Origin of the sequence: Streptomyces sp. NPDC048521 (genome assembly GCF_043199855.1) — a bacterium.
Lineage (GTDB): Bacteria > Actinomycetota > Actinomycetes > Streptomycetales > Streptomycetaceae > Streptomyces.
On record NZ_JBICWR010000006.1, the window covers coordinates 305,841 to 319,826 of the forward strand.

Genomic DNA, 13,986 nt, shown 5'->3' on the forward strand with positions numbered 1-13,986 from the left:
ACGTACGGCGCCCGTGTGGCGTTCCGGCATTTCGGTGCCCGAACGCTTGACTCTCCGCTTTTCGCTACATTCCGGCGATCAGCTTCTCCACCCGGTCGTCCACGGAACGGAACGGGTCCTTGCACAACACGGTGCGCTGTGCCTGGTCGTTGAGCTTCAGGTGCACCCAGTCCACGGTGAAGTCCCTGCGCTGTTCCTGGGCCCGCCGGATGAAGTCGCCGCGCAGCCGGGCACGCGTGGTCTGCGGCGGGACCGACTTGCCCTCGAAGATCTTCAAGTCGTTGCAGATGCGGGCTGCTTGGCCCTTCTTCTCCAGCAGGTAGTACAGGCCGCGACGGCGGTGGATGTCGTGGTAGGCGAGGTCTATCTGGGCGACCCGCGGGTGCGACATGGTCATGTTGTGCTTGGCCCGGTACCGCTCGATGAGCTTGTACTTCATGACCCAGTCGATCTCGGTGGCGATCCGGTCCAGCTCCTCGGTCTCGATCGCGTCGAGGGTGCGGCCCCACAGCTCCAGGACCTGCGCGACCGTACCGGTGCGGATGCCCCGGCGGTCGCAGAAGTCCACGGCCTTGTCGAAGTACTCGCGCTGCACCTCCAGCGCGGAGGCCTCACGGCCGCTGGCCAGGCGCACCTTGCGCCGGCCGGTGATGTCGTGGCTGACCTCGCGGATCGCCCGGATCGGGTTCTCCAGGGTGAGGTCGCGCATCACGGTGCCCGCCTCGATCATGCGCAGCACCAGGTCGGTGGCGCCGACCTTGAGCAGCATGGTCGTCTCGGACATGTTCGAGTCGCCGACGATGACGTGCAGCCGGCGGTAGCGCTCGGCGTCCGCGTGCGGTTCGTCGCGGGTGTTGATGATGGGCCGGGAGCGGGTCGTCGCCGAGGAGACGCCCTCCCAGATGTGCTCCGCGCGCTGGCTGACGCAGTACACCGCGCCGCGCGGGGTCTGCAGCACCTTGCCCGCCCCGCACAGCAGCTGCCTGGTCACCAGGAAGGGGATGAGGATGTCCGCGAGCCGGGAGAACTCCCCGTGCCGCGCCACCAGATAGTTCTCGTGGCAGCCGTAGGAGTTGCCCGCCGAATCGGTGTTGTTCTTGAAGAGGTAGACGTCGCCCGCGATTCCCTCCTCGTGCAGGCGTCGTTCCGCGTCCACCAGGAGTCCTTCGAGAATGCGCTCGCCGGCCTTGTCGTGGGTGACCAGTTCGGTCACGTTGTCACATTCGGGTGTCGCGTATTCCGGATGTGAGCCCACGTCGAGATAGAGCCGGGCGCCGTTTCGCAGAAAGACATTGCTGCTGCGGCCCCATGACACGACACGGCGGAAGAGGTACCGCGCCACCTCGTCAGGAGACAGGCGGCGCTGTCCCCTGAACGTGCACGTGACGCCGTACTCGTTCTCCAGCCCGAAAATGCGGCGGTCCATGAGTGAACATTACGCCCGATCCCCTGAGCTGAAACGGGGTTCGGCGGCACGATTTGGATCATTTTCCGATGAAGCCGCAACCACCGCGCCCCGCGCGGGAGCTGCGAGGACCCCTCCGGTGGCGAGCAGGACCAGCAGGGACACGGCTCCCGCCGCGCCCGGCAGCGCGAAGCCCCACAGCGTGCCACCGGCCTGGACCACCGGCCCGGCCAGGCCCGTTCCGACCGAGGCGCCCACGGTGAACGTCGTCACGAGCCAGGAGAAGGCCTCGGTGACCGTCCCGGCCGGGGCGTGCCGGTCGACGATGATGAACGCACAGGCGATGCAGGGCGCCAGGAAGACCCCGGAGACCACACTGAGCAGCACCATGGCGACCGCGCCCGGCATCAGCGTGAGCGGCACGTAACACACCGCCAGAAGCGCCACCAGCACACGCAGTCGCCGCTCGGGCGTACCGGCCCACTGGCGGGCGCCGTACGCCGTGCCGCCGACCAGCGCCCCGAGACCGAGCCCGGCCATCAGCCAGCCGTAGACCGCGTCACCGCCGTGACCGTCGGCGTACGACACCGAGGCGACCGTGATGGAGCCCAGCGCGATGCCGACGAACAGGAAGGCGGCGAGCAGCGCCAGCAGGCCGGGCGAGCGCAGGGCACCCAGCCAGTGTGCCTCGCGCGGGGCCGAGCGCCACGCGCGCGAGGGCGGCGAGAGGACCACGCAGAGCGCGCCCAGCACGCCCAGCAGGTTCAGCACGAGCAGGGCGGCGCGCTCGTCCCACACGGACACGCACAGGGTCACCAGCAGCGGGCCGACCGTGAACATGATCTCCTGCGCGACCGCGTCCATGGCGTACGCGGTGTGCACCTGCTCCTCGCGGCGCAGCACGGACGGCCACAGGGCCCGCAGGCCGCCCTCGAGGGGCGGGGTGAACAGGCCGGCCGCCGTGACGGCCACGTAGGCGAGCGGGAGCGGATCGGTGCCGCAGAGGGCGAAGGCCGTCATGGCGAGTGCCGCCAGGACCGCGGCGGGCAGCTGCACACGCGGCTGGCCGTACAGGTCCACGAGCCGGCCCAGCACGGGCTGGCCGACGGCGTTGGCGACGCCGTAGACGGCCGCGAGGGCGCCGGCGAGGCTGTAGGTGCCGCCCTCGGCGCGCACGAACAGCACCAGGGCGATCGCGGCGGTGGCGTTGGGCAGCCGGCCCACCAGGGTGCCGGTGAGCAGCCGCAGCGCGTGCCGCGCCCGCAGGATCTCCAGGTATCCCGTGGCCATGTCCTGCCCTCCCGTGGCTCGCCGGGACGCCTCGACGACCCGAAGTGTTACGTATAACGTCCTCCGCCATACGTACCATGTGCGCTGTTCACCCGTCCAGACGACCGGGAGCGGGCCGGCGGGCCGGAGCGCCCGGAGGCGAAGCGGACCGGAAGGCCCGACGAACCACAAGCAGAGGAGCACGACCGCGGTGGCACGCAGCAGCACGCGCCCGACCAGCCGTGACGTCGCCCAGGCGGCCGGGGTCTCCCAGGCCGCCGTCTCGCTCGTGCTGGGCGACAAGTGGCGCGGCCGGGTCTCGGAGGCCACCGCCGAACGCGTCCGGGAAGCCGCCCGCGACCTCGGCTACCGCCCCAACCTCGCCGCCCGCAACCTCCGCCTCGGCCGCACCCGCACCGTCCTGCTCGTCGTCCCCGCCCTGACCACGGAGTTCTTCGCCGGCGTCTACACCGGCGCCGCCCGGGTCGCCGCCGAGCACGGCTTCGGCGTCGTGCTCTACCCCTCCCCCGAAGGCATCGGCCCCGCCCGCGACCCCTTCGCCTCCGCGCAGTCCGCCCTGGACGGCGTCATCGCCTCCTCCATGGCCGCCGACGCCCTCACCGCGATCCGCGGCGACCAGCTCCCCCTGGTCATGCTCGACAGCGATCCCGAGGGCAGCCTGGGCGCCGCCACCGTGAACCTGGACATCGCCGACGGCATCCGCCAGGTCGCCGAGCACCTGCTGGGCCTCGGTCACCGCCGGGTCCTGCACCTCGCCGCCGCCGTGCCCTCCTGGACGTTCGAGGTGCGCGCCCGGGAGCTGACCGCGCGCCTGGCCGCGGTCCCGGGCGCCGAGGTCCGCACGGTCGCCGCCCCCATCTCGATCGAGGGCGCCCTGGCCGCCACCGAGGCCGCCCTCACCGGTTCCGGCCCCCGCCCGACGGCGGTCGTCTGCGACGACGACAAGCTCGCCGCCGGCGCCTACAAGGCCCTGCGCCGCCTCGGCCTGCGCGTCCCCGAGGACGTCTCCGTCACCGGACTGGACGACCTGGCCCTGGCCACCGCGCTCGATCCGGAACTGACGACCGTACGCCTGGACGCCGAGCTGTTCGGCGAGCGCGGCATGCACGCCCTCCTGGCCGTCCTGGAGGGCCGCGAGCCCGACCGTGAGGACATCCCGGTGGAACTGGTCGTCCGGGGCTCCACGGCCCCGCCACGGGCTGTCTGAACGCCGTGTGCCCCGGCCGGGGGGACCGGCCGGGGCACACGGCGTACGGGACGCGGGGTGGCGGGTTACTCCTCCTCGGAGCTCTCCGCCTCGGTGGACGCGCCGTCCGCCTCCAGCAGGCGGCCCAGCTGACGGCCGACGATGCGCTTGAACTTGCGCTTCTGCGGGCGCGTACGGTCCAGCACCGCGACCTCAAGGCGCTCGGCGGGGATCTCCCGCTCGCTGCCGTTGGTGTCCCGGGACAGCGCCTGCACGGCCAGCTTGAGCGCCTCCGCGAGGCTCATGCCGTCACGGTGGCGCTGGTCCAGGAAGCTGCTGATCTGCTCGGCGTTGCCGCCCACCGCGACCGAGCCGTGCTCGTCCACGATGGATCCGTCGTGCGGCAGCCGGTAGATCTGGTCGCCCTCGGGGGTCTCCCCGACCTCGGCCACCACCAGCTCCACCTCGTACGGCTTCTCGGCCGCGGAGGAGAAGATCGTGCCCAGCGTCTGGGCGTAGACGTTCGCCAGGCCCCGGGCGGTCACATCGTCACGGTCATAGGTGTAGCCCCGCAGGTCGGCGTAGCGGACACCGCCGATGCGCAGGTTCTCGTACTCGTTGTACTTGCCGGCGGCCGCGAAGCCGATCCGGTCGTAGATCTCGCTGAACTTGTGCAGCGCTCGGGACGGGTTCTCACCGACGAACACGATGCCGTCGGCATACTGCAGCACGACCAGGCTGCGGCCCCGGGCGATGCCCTTGCGGGCGTACTCCGCCCGGTCGGCCATGGCCTGCTGAGGTGAGACATAGAACGGCGTCGACACCGGTTATCCGTCCCTTTCTGTCATGGTCACTGGATCACCTTCGAAAGAACCGGGCGCGCTGTCAGAGCAGGGCGGCCTTCGGGCCGTCCGGCTCCTCCAGACGCCGCTGGAGCACCGCGCGGGAAAGCCCGGAGGACTCGTCCTCCGAGAGCCGGCGGAAGCCGTCCTCGGTGATCACGGTGATGATCGGGTAGATCCGGCGGGCGACATCGGGACCACCGGTCGCCGAGTCGTCGTCTGCCGCGTCGTAGAGGGCCTGGACCACCAGCGTGGTGGCCTGCTCCTCGGTCAGGTCGTCACGGAACAGCTTCTTCATGGCGCCGCGCGCGAAGATCGAGCCGGAACCCGTCGCCGCGAAGTTGTGCTCCTCGGAACGGCCGCCCGTGACGTCGTAGGAGAAGATGCGGCCCCTCTCCCGGTCCAGGTCGTACCCCGCGAAGAGCGGGACGACGGCCAGTCCCTGCATGGCCATGCCGAGGTTGGAACGGATCATCGTCGACAGCCGGTTCGCCTTGCCCTCCAGCGACAGCTGAGCGCCCTCGACCTTCTCGAAGTGCTCGAGCTCGAGCTGGAAGAGCTTGACCATCTCCACGGCGAGACCGGCGGTGCCGGCGATGCCGACGGCCGAGTACTCGTCCGCCGGGAAGACCTTCTCGATGTCCCGCTGGGCGATGACGTTCCCCATGGTCGCCCGGCGGTCGCCCGCGAGCACCACGCCCCCGGGGAACGTGGCGGCGACGATCGTCGTCCCGTGGGGTGCCTCGATCACGCCCTGCGTGGGTGGCAGCTGCCGGTTTCCGGGCAGCAGCTCGGGCTGGTGCTCGGAGAGGAAGTCCATGAAGGAGGAGGACCCTGGCGTCAGGAAGGCTGCTGGTAGACGCCCGGTGCCACGATTATTGGCTTCCACAAGTTTCCTTCCACATAGGCGGCAGTCCGGCGGGCAAGCCCGGGACCGCTCTCCCCACTTGCCGATGGCCGAATTGCAGTTGCAGCACGGTATGCCACGGACCCTACCCGGCTCGTGGCGGTGATCCACATGCCCGGCCGAAGCCTTTCCCGGCGACGAAGACTGCCCGCGGCCCGGACCTCTCCGGCCGCGAGCAGTGCTCCGTGGACCGCTCGGTGGCCACTCACGACTCCCGCACCCTCGAACCTCGGGTTCGAAGGCAGAGGTGGCTTACTGCCCACCCTTTTGCACGAAGGAACGCACGAAGTCCTCCGCGTTCTCCTCCAGGACGTCGTCGATCTCGTCCAGGACGGAGTCCACGTCGTCGCTCAGCTTCTCGTGCCGCTCCTTGACGTCCTCCGAAGCCTGCGCCTCCTGCGCCTGCTCCTCGACCTCCTCGGTGGAGCGCGTCGCCTTCTGCTGGCCGCCGCCCGTGTCCTTGGTTGCCATAACCCTCACCCCGCTCAGTTCGCCTGCCGATCGGTGATGATCAGACCCTACAAGCCGGGTCCGACATCGGCCCCGCAGTTTCCACAACGTGCGGGGGCCACCTCGATGATTCCCGGGCGGTGGGATTTCCACCCCGTCCGCCCGGGGCGGTACGAGTACCCGCTGATCGTGTTCACCCGCCTGACAGGACCCTGACCAGGTCTTCCGCGGTGCGGCAGCGGTCCAGCAGCTCCTTGACGTGATTTCGCGTTCCGCGTAGCGGTTCCAGGGTTGGAACGCGCTGCAGCGAATCCCGGCCGGGGAGGTCGAAGATCACCGAGTCCCAGGACGCGGCGGCGACGTCGTCCGCGTACTGCTCCAGGCAGCGGCCGCGGAAGTACGCGCGGGTGTCCTCCGGCGGCTTCGTACGGGCCCTGTCGACCTCCGCCTCGTCCAGCAGCCGCTTCATGCGTCCGCGGGCCACCAGGCGGTTGTACAGGCCCTTCTCGGCCCGTACGTCGGCGTACTGGAGGTCGACCAGATGCAGCCGGGCGGCGTCCCAGTCGAGGCTGTCGCGGCGGCGGTAACCCTCCATGACCTCGCGCTTGGCGACCCAGTCCAGCTCGCCGGCGAGGCTCATGGGGTCCTTCTCCAGCCGGGTGAGGGTGTCCTCCCAGCGGCTGAGGACGTCCTTGGTCTGGTCGTCGGCGTCGGCGCCGTACCGCTCCTCGACGTACTTGCGGGCCAGCTCGAAGTACTCCATCTGCAGCTGGACCGCGGTCAGGGTGCGGCCGCTGCGGAGGGTGACCAGCCGCTTCAGCGAGGGGTCGTGGGAGACCTGGTGCAAGGTGCGTACAGGCTGGTCGACCGCCAGGTCCACCGCGATGAACCCGTCCTCGATCATGGAGAGGACCAGGGCGGTCGTCCCCAGCTTGAGGTAGGTGGAGATCTCGGAGAGGTTGGCGTCGCCGATGATGACGTGCAGGCGGCGGTACTTCTCCGCGTCCGCGTGCGGCTCGTCGCGGGTGTTGATGATCGGGCGCTTGAGGGTGGTCTCCAGGCCGACCTCGACCTCGAAGTAGTCGGCTCGCTGGCTGAGCTGGAAGCCGTGCTCGTGACCGTCCTGCCCGATGCCGACGCGGCCGGCGCCCGCGAAGACCTGGCGGGAGACGAAGAAGGGCGTGAGGTGGCGCACGATGTCCGAGAACGGGGTCTCCCGCTTCATCAGGTAGTTCTCGTGCGTGCCGTAGCTGGCGCCCTTGTTGTCGGTGTTGTTCTTGTACAGGTGGATCGGCTGGGCGCCGGGGAGCTGCGCGGCCCGTTCGGCCGCCTCGGCCATGATCCGCTCGCCCGCCTTGTCCCAGAGGACGGCGTCGCGGGGGTTGGTGACCTCGGGGGCGCTGTATTCGGGATGGGCGTGGTCGACATAGAGGCGTGCGCCATTGGTGAGGATCACGTTGGCGAGGCCGATGTCCTCGTCGGTGAGCTGACTGGCGTCTGCCGCCTCCCGGGCCAGGTCGAAGCCTCGCGCGTCCCGCAGCGGGTTCTCCTCCTCGAAGTCCCAGCGGGCCCGGCGGGCCCGGTGCATCGCCGCCGCGTAGGCGTTGACGATCTGGGACGAGGTGAGCATGGCATTGGCGTTCGGGTGGCCGGGGACGGAGATCCCGTACTCCGTCTCGATGCCCATTACTCGCCGTACGGTCATGCGGCCCTCCTTGCCCGGCGGCACCCTCGGTCGTGGGCGCTGCTCAAGTACCGCTGGCGCTCCGGTGCGTGTGCGGTGCCCGTCCCCGCACTGCGCGACTCGGCGGTAGGAACGAGCCTAGAACGCCTTTGCGCTGGTGGGGAGATCATTTGCGTCATTGGCTGCTCCGGTCGTGGCCCGAAAAAGCAAGAACTGCGGGTACCCGGTGAGGGCACCCGCAGCCGCCCTGCCGTTACAGGTACTGACCGGTGTTCGCCACCGTGTCGATGGAGCGTCCGGTGTCCGCGCCCTGCTTTCCGGTGATGAGGGTACGGATGTACACGATCCGCTCGCCCTTCTTTCCGGAGATGCGGGCCCAGTCGTCCGGGTTGGTGGTGTTGGGCAGGTCCTCGTTCTCCTTGAACTCGTCCACGCAGGCCTGGAGGAGGTGGGAGACGCGGAGGCCCTTCTGGTTCTTCTCCAGGAAGTCCTTGATCGCCATCTTCTTGGCGCGGCCCACGATGTTCTCGATCATGGCGCCGGAGTTGAAGTCCTTGAAGTAGAGGACTTCCTTGTCGCCGTTGGCGTAGGTGACCTCCAGGAAGCGGTTCTCCTCGGATTCGGCGTACATGTGTTCGACCGCGGTCTGGATCATGTTCTGGACCGTGGCGCCCTTGTCGCCGCCGTGTTCGCCGAGGTCGTCCCCGTGCAGCGGGAGACGCTCGGTGAGGTACTTGCCGAAGATGTCCTTGGCCGCCTCGGCGTCGGGACGCTCGATCTTGATCTTCACGTCGAGTCGGCCGGGGCGCAGGATGGCCGGGTCGATCATGTCCTCGCGGTTCGAGGCGCCGATCACGACCACGTTCTGCAGGCCTTCCACACCGTCGATCTCGGCGAGCAGCTGCGGGACGATGGTGTTCTCCACGTCCGAGCTGACACCGGAGCCTCGGGTCCGGAAGAGGGACTCCATCTCGTCGAAGAAGACGATCACGGGGGTGCCCTCGCTGGCCTTCTCACGGGCACGCTGGAAGACGAGGCGGATCTGCCGCTCGGTCTCGCCGACGTACTTGTTGAGCAGCTCCGGGCCCTTGATGTTCAGGAAGAAGCTCTTGCCGGCGGCCTGGCCGGTGACCTCGGCGACCTTCTTGGCCAGCGAGTTGGCGACGGCCTTGGCGATGAGCGTCTTGCCGCAGCCGGGCGGGCCGTAGAGCAGGACGCCCTTGGGCGGGCGCAGCTCGTGCTCCTTGAACAGGTCCGGGTAGAGATACGGCAGCTCGACCGCGTCGCGGATGGCCTCGATCTGGTTGCCGAGGCCGCCGATCTGCTCGTAGCCGATGTCGGGGACCTCTTCGAGGACGAGTTCCTCGACCTCGCTCTTGGGCACGACCTCGTACACGTAGCCGGAGCGGGGCTCGAGCAGCAGGGCGTCGCCGGCGCGGATGGTGACGTCCAGCAGCGGCTCGGCGAGCCGCACCACCCGTTCCTCGTCGGTGTGCCCCAGCACGAGGGCGCGCTCGCCGTCCTCGAGGATCTCCTTGAGGGTGACGATGTCGCCGACGCGCTCGAACTCCATGGCCTCGACCACGTTGAGCGCTTCGTTGAGCATGACTTCCTGGCCACGGCGCAGCTCGTCCAGCTCGACGCTGGGGCTGACGTTCACCCGGAGCTTGCGCCCGCCGGTGAAGATGTCGGCTGTGCCGTCCTCGTTCGCCTGCAGGAAGACACCGAAGCCGGCCGGCGGCTGGGCGAGCCGGTCGACCTCTTCCTTGAGGGCCACGATCTGGTCGCGGGCCTCGCGGAGGGTGTTGGCCAGTCGTTCGTTCTGGGCGGACACGCCGGCCAGGTTGGTCTGCAGCTCGACGATCCGCTCTTCGAGAATTCTCGTGTGTCGCGGAGAGTCGGCGAGCTTACGTCGCAGGACGGCGATCTCCTGCTCAAGGTAGGCGATCTGCCCGGCCGGGTCGTCGGACCCGCGTCCCGGGCGGATGCCGCGGTTCATGTCGTCGTCGTGGGCTGCCACGGTCCTCACCTCCTCCAAGGGGAGCTGGACGCTTCCAGACCCTACCTGGGTGGGTGTCGATTGAAACCCCTAGATCACAAAGACTGTCAAGGTGTGTCGTCGGTCACCCGGTGCGCTCTCCCTCGCACGGAGGGAATACCCACTCAACGTGATGTGGAAGCAGCTTGTTCCATGCACGATGCGGCCAAAACCCTTCCGTACTGGCCGGAGTTGTCTGTTCCGATTCGATCGGCCCGTACGCGGGCAGCCCGCGGCACGCTCCTGCGATCATCACGCAGAGCGACGGTACGGGCGGGCGGTGTCACCACCGGTCCGGCCCGAAGTGGTCGGGCCCGGGGCCGGGGTGCCCCTCTCCTGATCGGGCGCCTCGTACCCGAGGGGGCCGGGGTGGAAACCCGGAACCGGGGGAACACGACCGGAAACCGCGCGGAGGTAGGGTCGAGTGTGTTCAACAGCCGCTGGAGCGGACCTGGCTGGCCCTCGCGGCACCGGGACCGCCCGGCGAACCGACGGCAGGAGAGATGACCGTGCAGCAGGAGGCCCCGGGCGGCGATGCGCTGGAGGTCTGGATCGACCAGGACCTGTGTACCGGCGACGGGATCTGCGCCCAGTACGCCCCCGAGGTGTTCGAGCTGGACATCGACGGGCTGGCCTATGTGAAGGGCGCGGACGACGTGCTGCTCCAGGACCCGGGAGCGACGACGCCCGTGCCCCTGCCGCTGCTCACGGACGTGGTGGACTCGGCGAAGGAGTGCCCCGGCGAGTGCATCCATGTGCGCCGGGTTTCGGACAAGGTCGAGGTGTACGGGCCCGACGCGGCGTGAGTCCGGTTCAGACGCTGCGCGCCCCGCCCGGCGTGGAGCGCAGGAAGGCGCTGCCGTTCCACTGCCACGTGGCCGGGGTCTTCACGTCGGGGCAGCAACTGGGCACGGCGTCCGAGGAGTAGCCGAGCAGGGTGGCGGAGACGGCACGCGCGCGTACGGCGAAGTCGGTGACGGTGAGCCGGTCCTTGGGTGCCACGAGGGTGGCCACCACACGGGGCCTGCCGCCGTCCGCGGCGCGGGTGAGGACGTAGACCCCGTCGGGCGGCGTGCCCATGGGGGCGTCGCAGTGCACCACGGCGACGGTTTCCGGCCTGCCGTCGCCGTCCAGGTCTCCCGTGGCCTTCTTGACGACCACGGCCTTCACCGGGCCGCAGTCCAGCGGGAACTCCACACCCGCCGTGCTCGGCGGCGCCACGGCCGCGGGGGCGGACGTGGTCCGCGTGCCGGTGGCGGACTGGGCGGCCGTGGCCGATCCGGGCTGCACGACGGAGGAGAGGGCCACGACACCGGCGACGGCGGTGGCCGTGGCGACCCAGTGGATGGGCCGCGTCTGGGTGTGGGCGAGCTCCGGAACGGCGGAATGCTGCACGAGGAGTGTCTCCTGTGAGGGCTGTGCCGGTGGGGTGGCCAGCATGGTGCCACACGTCACAGTGCGGGGGAACGGCGGGGTCCGGGATTCCCGCAGGCGGCACGCCCGCGCGTGTGGTGCGTACGGCGCACAGGGGTCGTGGGGGTCCTGGTGCCCTGTCAACGGGCGGGCGCCGTGTCCGAGTTCCCGTCGGTCGATCGGGAACTCGGCCACGGCGCCCTTGCGTTGTATGCGTGCGGGGCCGGTCAGCGGCCGGCGCCGCCGTCGGCGTTGGGTCCGGCGTAGTCCTCGCCGTAGGCGCCCTTGGCGGGGCGGCGGCGGCGCATGGGCGGCTCGACGCCGTCCGCGAGGCGGCGGGCGGTGAGCAGGAAGCCGGTGTGGCCGATCATCCGGTGGTCGGGGCGGACGGCCAGGCCCTCGATGTGCCAGTTGCGGATCATGGTCTCCCAGGCGGTCGGCTCGTTGAAGCAGCCGATCTCCCGGATGGACTCCACGGTTCGGGCGAGCTGGGTGGTGGTGGCCACGTAGCAGCACACGATGCCGCCCGGGACGAGGGCCTTGGAGACGGCCTCCAGGCACTCCCAGGGGGCGAGCATGTCCAGGATGACGCGGTCGACGTCGGTGTCGGACAGGTTGTCCTGGAGGTCGCCGACGGTGAGCTGCCAGGCGGGGTGCGGGCCGCCGAAGTAGCGCTCCACGTTCTGCTGGGCGATCTCCGCGAAGTCCTCGCGGCGCTCGTAGGAGTGCAGCATGCCCTGGTCGCCGATGGCCCGCAGCAGGAAGCTGCTGAGCGAGCCGGAGCCGACGCCGGCCTCCACGACGCGCGCGCCGGGGAAGATGTCGGCGAAGGCCAGGATCTGCCCCGCGTCCTTGGGGTAGACGACGGCTGCCCCGCGGGGCATGGACAGGACGTAGTCGGGGAGCAGGGGGCGCAGCGCGAGGTAGGCCACGTTGCCGGTGGTGCGGACAACGCTGCCCTCGGGAGCGCCGATCAGTTCGTCGTGCGGGAAGGAGCCCTTGTGGGTGTGGAAGTTCTTCCCGGCTTCGAGCGTGAACGTGTAGTGGCGGCCCTTGGGGTCGGTCAGCTGTACCTGGTCCCCGACCTTGAAGGGCCCGCGCCTGCGGGCGGCACCGGTCGGTTCGGACATGTGAACAGACTACCGGCCTTTGCCGGGGCCGCCGACCACTACGGCGTGGGCCTGGCCATGGCCTTGACGAAGGCGCGCTCGACGTCCGCGGCGGACAGGACGCCGTAGATCTCGCCGGTCTCCTCGACGACCAGGTACTCGGTGGCCGGGGTGGCGCGCAGGGCGTCCAGCAGTTCCTCGCCCGCCAGCTCGGCGGAGACGCGCATGCCGTCGGTCAGCTCCTGGGCGAGGCCGCTGACGGCCACCCAGGGCCGGCGGTGTTCGGGTACGCCGACGATGGCGGCCTCGCGGACGAGGGAGAGGGGGTGGCCGTCGGCGTCGACGACGACCAGGGCACGGGCACCGGCGGCGTTGGCGCGGCGCAGGGCCTCGGAGAGCGGGGTGTCGGTCTCGACGGGTACGGCGCGCCGGGTGAGGGCGCGGGCGCGCAGTTCCGGGAGGTGTTCGCGCAGCCGGGCCATGCGCAGGCTGTTGCCGGCGCCGGTCCAGATGATCGCGGCGAGGATGGCGGCGAGCAGGGCGTCGGTGACGGTGTCCATGCCGCCCGTGTCCTCGCCGCCGCCTCCGAGGGCGCCGGACTGGTTGAGCAGCGGCAGGCCGATCAGGACGCAGACGGCCAGGGCGCGGCCGACCCAGGCGGCGGCGACGGTGCCGGTCATCGGCTTGCCGCTGATCTTCCAGACGACGGCGCGGAGCATGCGGCCGCCGTCGAGGGGCAGGCCGGGCAGGAGGTTGAAGATCGCCACGATGAGGTTGGAGACCATCAGTCCGGCCAGCAGCACGCCGGGGACGGTGCCGGGCTCCACGGGCTTCATGGCGAGGTAGAACAGCCCGGCCAGGAGGAGCGAGAGCAGGGGGCCGACGAAGGCCAGGACGAACTCCCGGCCCGGGGTCTCGGCCTCCTTCTCGATCTCGGAGACACCGCCGAAGAACTGCAGCTGGATGCGGCGGACCGGGAGCTTGAAGCGGATCGCGGCGACCGTGTGGGCCAGTTCGTGGACCAGGACGGAGGCGTAGAAGGCGACCGCGAAGAAGAGGGACACCAGGTAGCGGGCGGCGCCCAGCTCGGGCAGCACGCGGTCGAGCTGGCCGCCGAAGACCCAGGTGATCAGGGCGGCGACGAGGAACCAGCTCGGCGCCACGTACACCGGGACCCCGAAGGGGCGGCCCATGAGGATGCCGCCGCCGGGTTCCTTGGGCCGCGGCTGGGGCGGCTCGCCCTTGGCGATGCCGGAGTGGGCGAGGGAACGGTGTTCGGAGGGATCGGGGTGGTGGGGGTGGTGGGGGGCGGCGCCGTGGGCCCGGCCGTCGGTGCCGGTGGTGTGTGCGGTGCTGCGGGTGCCGGTGGGGCCGGGCTCGGGTCGTGGCGTGTCCGCCCGGCCGTCCTCGTCGCCGTCCGGGGCGCGGTCCGCGGCAGGGGGGTCCTGTGGGGCCGCCGGCCCTTTGCCGCGTTCGGGCTCGGGCCCGGGGTCGTCGGTGGGTCCGGTCGCCGGGGCCGTAGGACCTGCGGGGTGCTCGGCCGGCTCGTCGTTGCCGGACCGCGGCTGCCCGCTCCCGCCGCTCACGTCCACGGTGTCCCCTCGTTCGAAGCGTCTTCCGCGCCTGCCGGGCGGAAGGGTCTCTGGTCGATGGTATGCGGCC

At 70.4% G+C, this 13,986-nt stretch carries 12 protein-coding genes; 2 read left to right on the top strand and 10 right to left on the bottom strand.

Annotated features, from left to right (window positions below; translation table 11 throughout):
• Positions 1-64: 64 nt before the first annotated feature.
• Together pafA and ACGFRF_RS17280 are read right to left on the bottom strand one after the other, a co-directional pair.
• On the bottom strand, positions 65-1,426 hold the full coding sequence (pafA, locus tag ACGFRF_RS17275; RefSeq protein WP_393740629.1) for a Pup--protein ligase: 1,362 nt from the start codon (positions 1,424-1,426) through the stop codon (positions 65-67).
• Positions 1,427-1,435: 9 nt separating this feature from the next.
• On the bottom strand, positions 1,436-2,695 hold the full coding sequence (locus ACGFRF_RS17280; protein WP_393740631.1) for an MFS transporter: 1,260 nt from the start codon (positions 2,693-2,695) through the stop codon (positions 1,436-1,438).
• A 190-nt stretch (positions 2,696-2,885) separates the two neighbouring features.
• Between ACGFRF_RS17280 and ACGFRF_RS17285 the strand changes: the two genes are divergently transcribed.
• Positions 2,886-3,902 carry a LacI family DNA-binding transcriptional regulator gene (locus ACGFRF_RS17285; protein ID WP_393740632.1) on the top strand — a complete coding sequence of 339 codons (1,017 nt, stop codon included), beginning with the start codon at positions 2,886-2,888 and terminating at the stop codon, positions 3,900-3,902.
• Positions 3,903-3,967: 65 nt separating this feature from the next.
• Here ACGFRF_RS17285 and prcA read toward each other — a convergent pair whose 3' ends face one another.
• The 5 genes from prcA to arc all read right to left on the bottom strand — a co-directional run bounded on the left by prcA (position 3,968) and on the right by arc (position 9,784).
• Entirely contained in the window at positions 3,968-4,705 is a 738-nt protein-coding gene (gene prcA / locus ACGFRF_RS17290) for a proteasome subunit alpha (RefSeq protein ID WP_393740634.1), read from the bottom strand.
• A gap of 61 nt (positions 4,706-4,766) precedes the next feature.
• On the bottom strand, positions 4,767-5,612 hold the full coding sequence (gene prcB / locus ACGFRF_RS17295; protein ID WP_393740880.1) for a proteasome subunit beta: 846 nt from the start codon (positions 5,610-5,612) through the stop codon (positions 4,767-4,769).
• A 270-nt stretch (positions 5,613-5,882) separates the two neighbouring features.
• Positions 5,883-6,101: a ubiquitin-like protein Pup gene (locus tag ACGFRF_RS17300; RefSeq protein ID WP_393740636.1), complete on the bottom strand. Its 219-nt coding sequence runs from the start codon at positions 6,099-6,101 to the stop codon at positions 5,883-5,885.
• Between the two features lie 172 nt (positions 6,102-6,273).
• The gene (gene dop, locus ACGFRF_RS17305; RefSeq protein WP_393740638.1) at positions 6,274-7,785 is read right to left on the bottom strand and encodes a depupylase/deamidase Dop; all 1,512 of its coding nucleotides are present in this window, start codon (positions 7,783-7,785) and stop codon (positions 6,274-6,276) included.
• 232 nt (positions 7,786-8,017) lie between these two features.
• A complete protein-coding gene (gene arc / locus ACGFRF_RS17310) occupies positions 8,018-9,784 on the bottom strand; it encodes a proteasome ATPase (protein ID WP_393740640.1) in 1,767 nt (588 codons plus the stop codon).
• Positions 9,785-10,305: 521 nt separating this feature from the next.
• Between arc and ACGFRF_RS17315 the strand changes: the two genes are divergently transcribed.
• Positions 10,306-10,608 (top strand): ferredoxin, encoded by a 303-nt coding sequence (locus ACGFRF_RS17315; protein WP_393740642.1) that lies wholly within the window; start codon positions 10,306-10,308, stop codon positions 10,606-10,608.
• A 7-nt stretch (positions 10,609-10,615) separates the two neighbouring features.
• Here the strand turns inward: ACGFRF_RS17315 and ACGFRF_RS17320 are convergent, their stop codons facing one another.
• The 3 genes from ACGFRF_RS17320 to ACGFRF_RS17330 all read right to left on the bottom strand — a co-directional run bounded on the left by ACGFRF_RS17320 (position 10,616) and on the right by ACGFRF_RS17330 (position 13,916).
• Positions 10,616-11,197, bottom strand: a complete 582-nt coding sequence (locus ACGFRF_RS17320; RefSeq protein WP_393740644.1) for a hypothetical protein — start codon at positions 11,195-11,197, stop codon at positions 10,616-10,618.
• Between the two features lie 245 nt (positions 11,198-11,442).
• Positions 11,443-12,345 carry a tRNA (adenine-N1)-methyltransferase gene (locus ACGFRF_RS17325; RefSeq protein WP_393740646.1) on the bottom strand — a complete coding sequence of 301 codons (903 nt, stop codon included), beginning with the start codon at positions 12,343-12,345 and terminating at the stop codon, positions 11,443-11,445.
• 38 nt (positions 12,346-12,383) lie between these two features.
• Positions 12,384-13,916, bottom strand: a complete 1,533-nt coding sequence (locus ACGFRF_RS17330) for a site-2 protease family protein (protein WP_393740648.1) — start codon at positions 13,914-13,916, stop codon at positions 12,384-12,386.
• Between the last annotated feature and the right edge of the window lie 70 nt (positions 13,917-13,986).

Coding starts and splice junctions, on each gene's coding strand:
- ACGFRF_RS17300 (WP_393740636.1), bottom strand. CDS start 6,101: ATGGCAACCAAGGACACGGGCGGCGGCCAGCAGAAGGCGACGCGCTCC.
- dop (WP_393740638.1), bottom strand. CDS start 7,785: ATGACCGTACGGCGAGTAATGGGCATCGAGACGGAGTACGGGATCTCC.
- ACGFRF_RS17325 (WP_393740646.1), bottom strand. CDS start 12,345: ATGTCCGAACCGACCGGTGCCGCCCGCAGGCGCGGGCCCTTCAAGGTC.
- ACGFRF_RS17315 (WP_393740642.1), top strand. CDS start 10,306: ATGACCGTGCAGCAGGAGGCCCCGGGCGGCGATGCGCTGGAGGTCTGG.
- pafA (WP_393740629.1), bottom strand. CDS start 1,426: ATGGACCGCCGCATTTTCGGGCTGGAGAACGAGTACGGCGTCACGTGC.
- ACGFRF_RS17280 (WP_393740631.1), bottom strand. CDS start 2,695: ATGGCCACGGGATACCTGGAGATCCTGCGGGCGCGGCACGCGCTGCGG.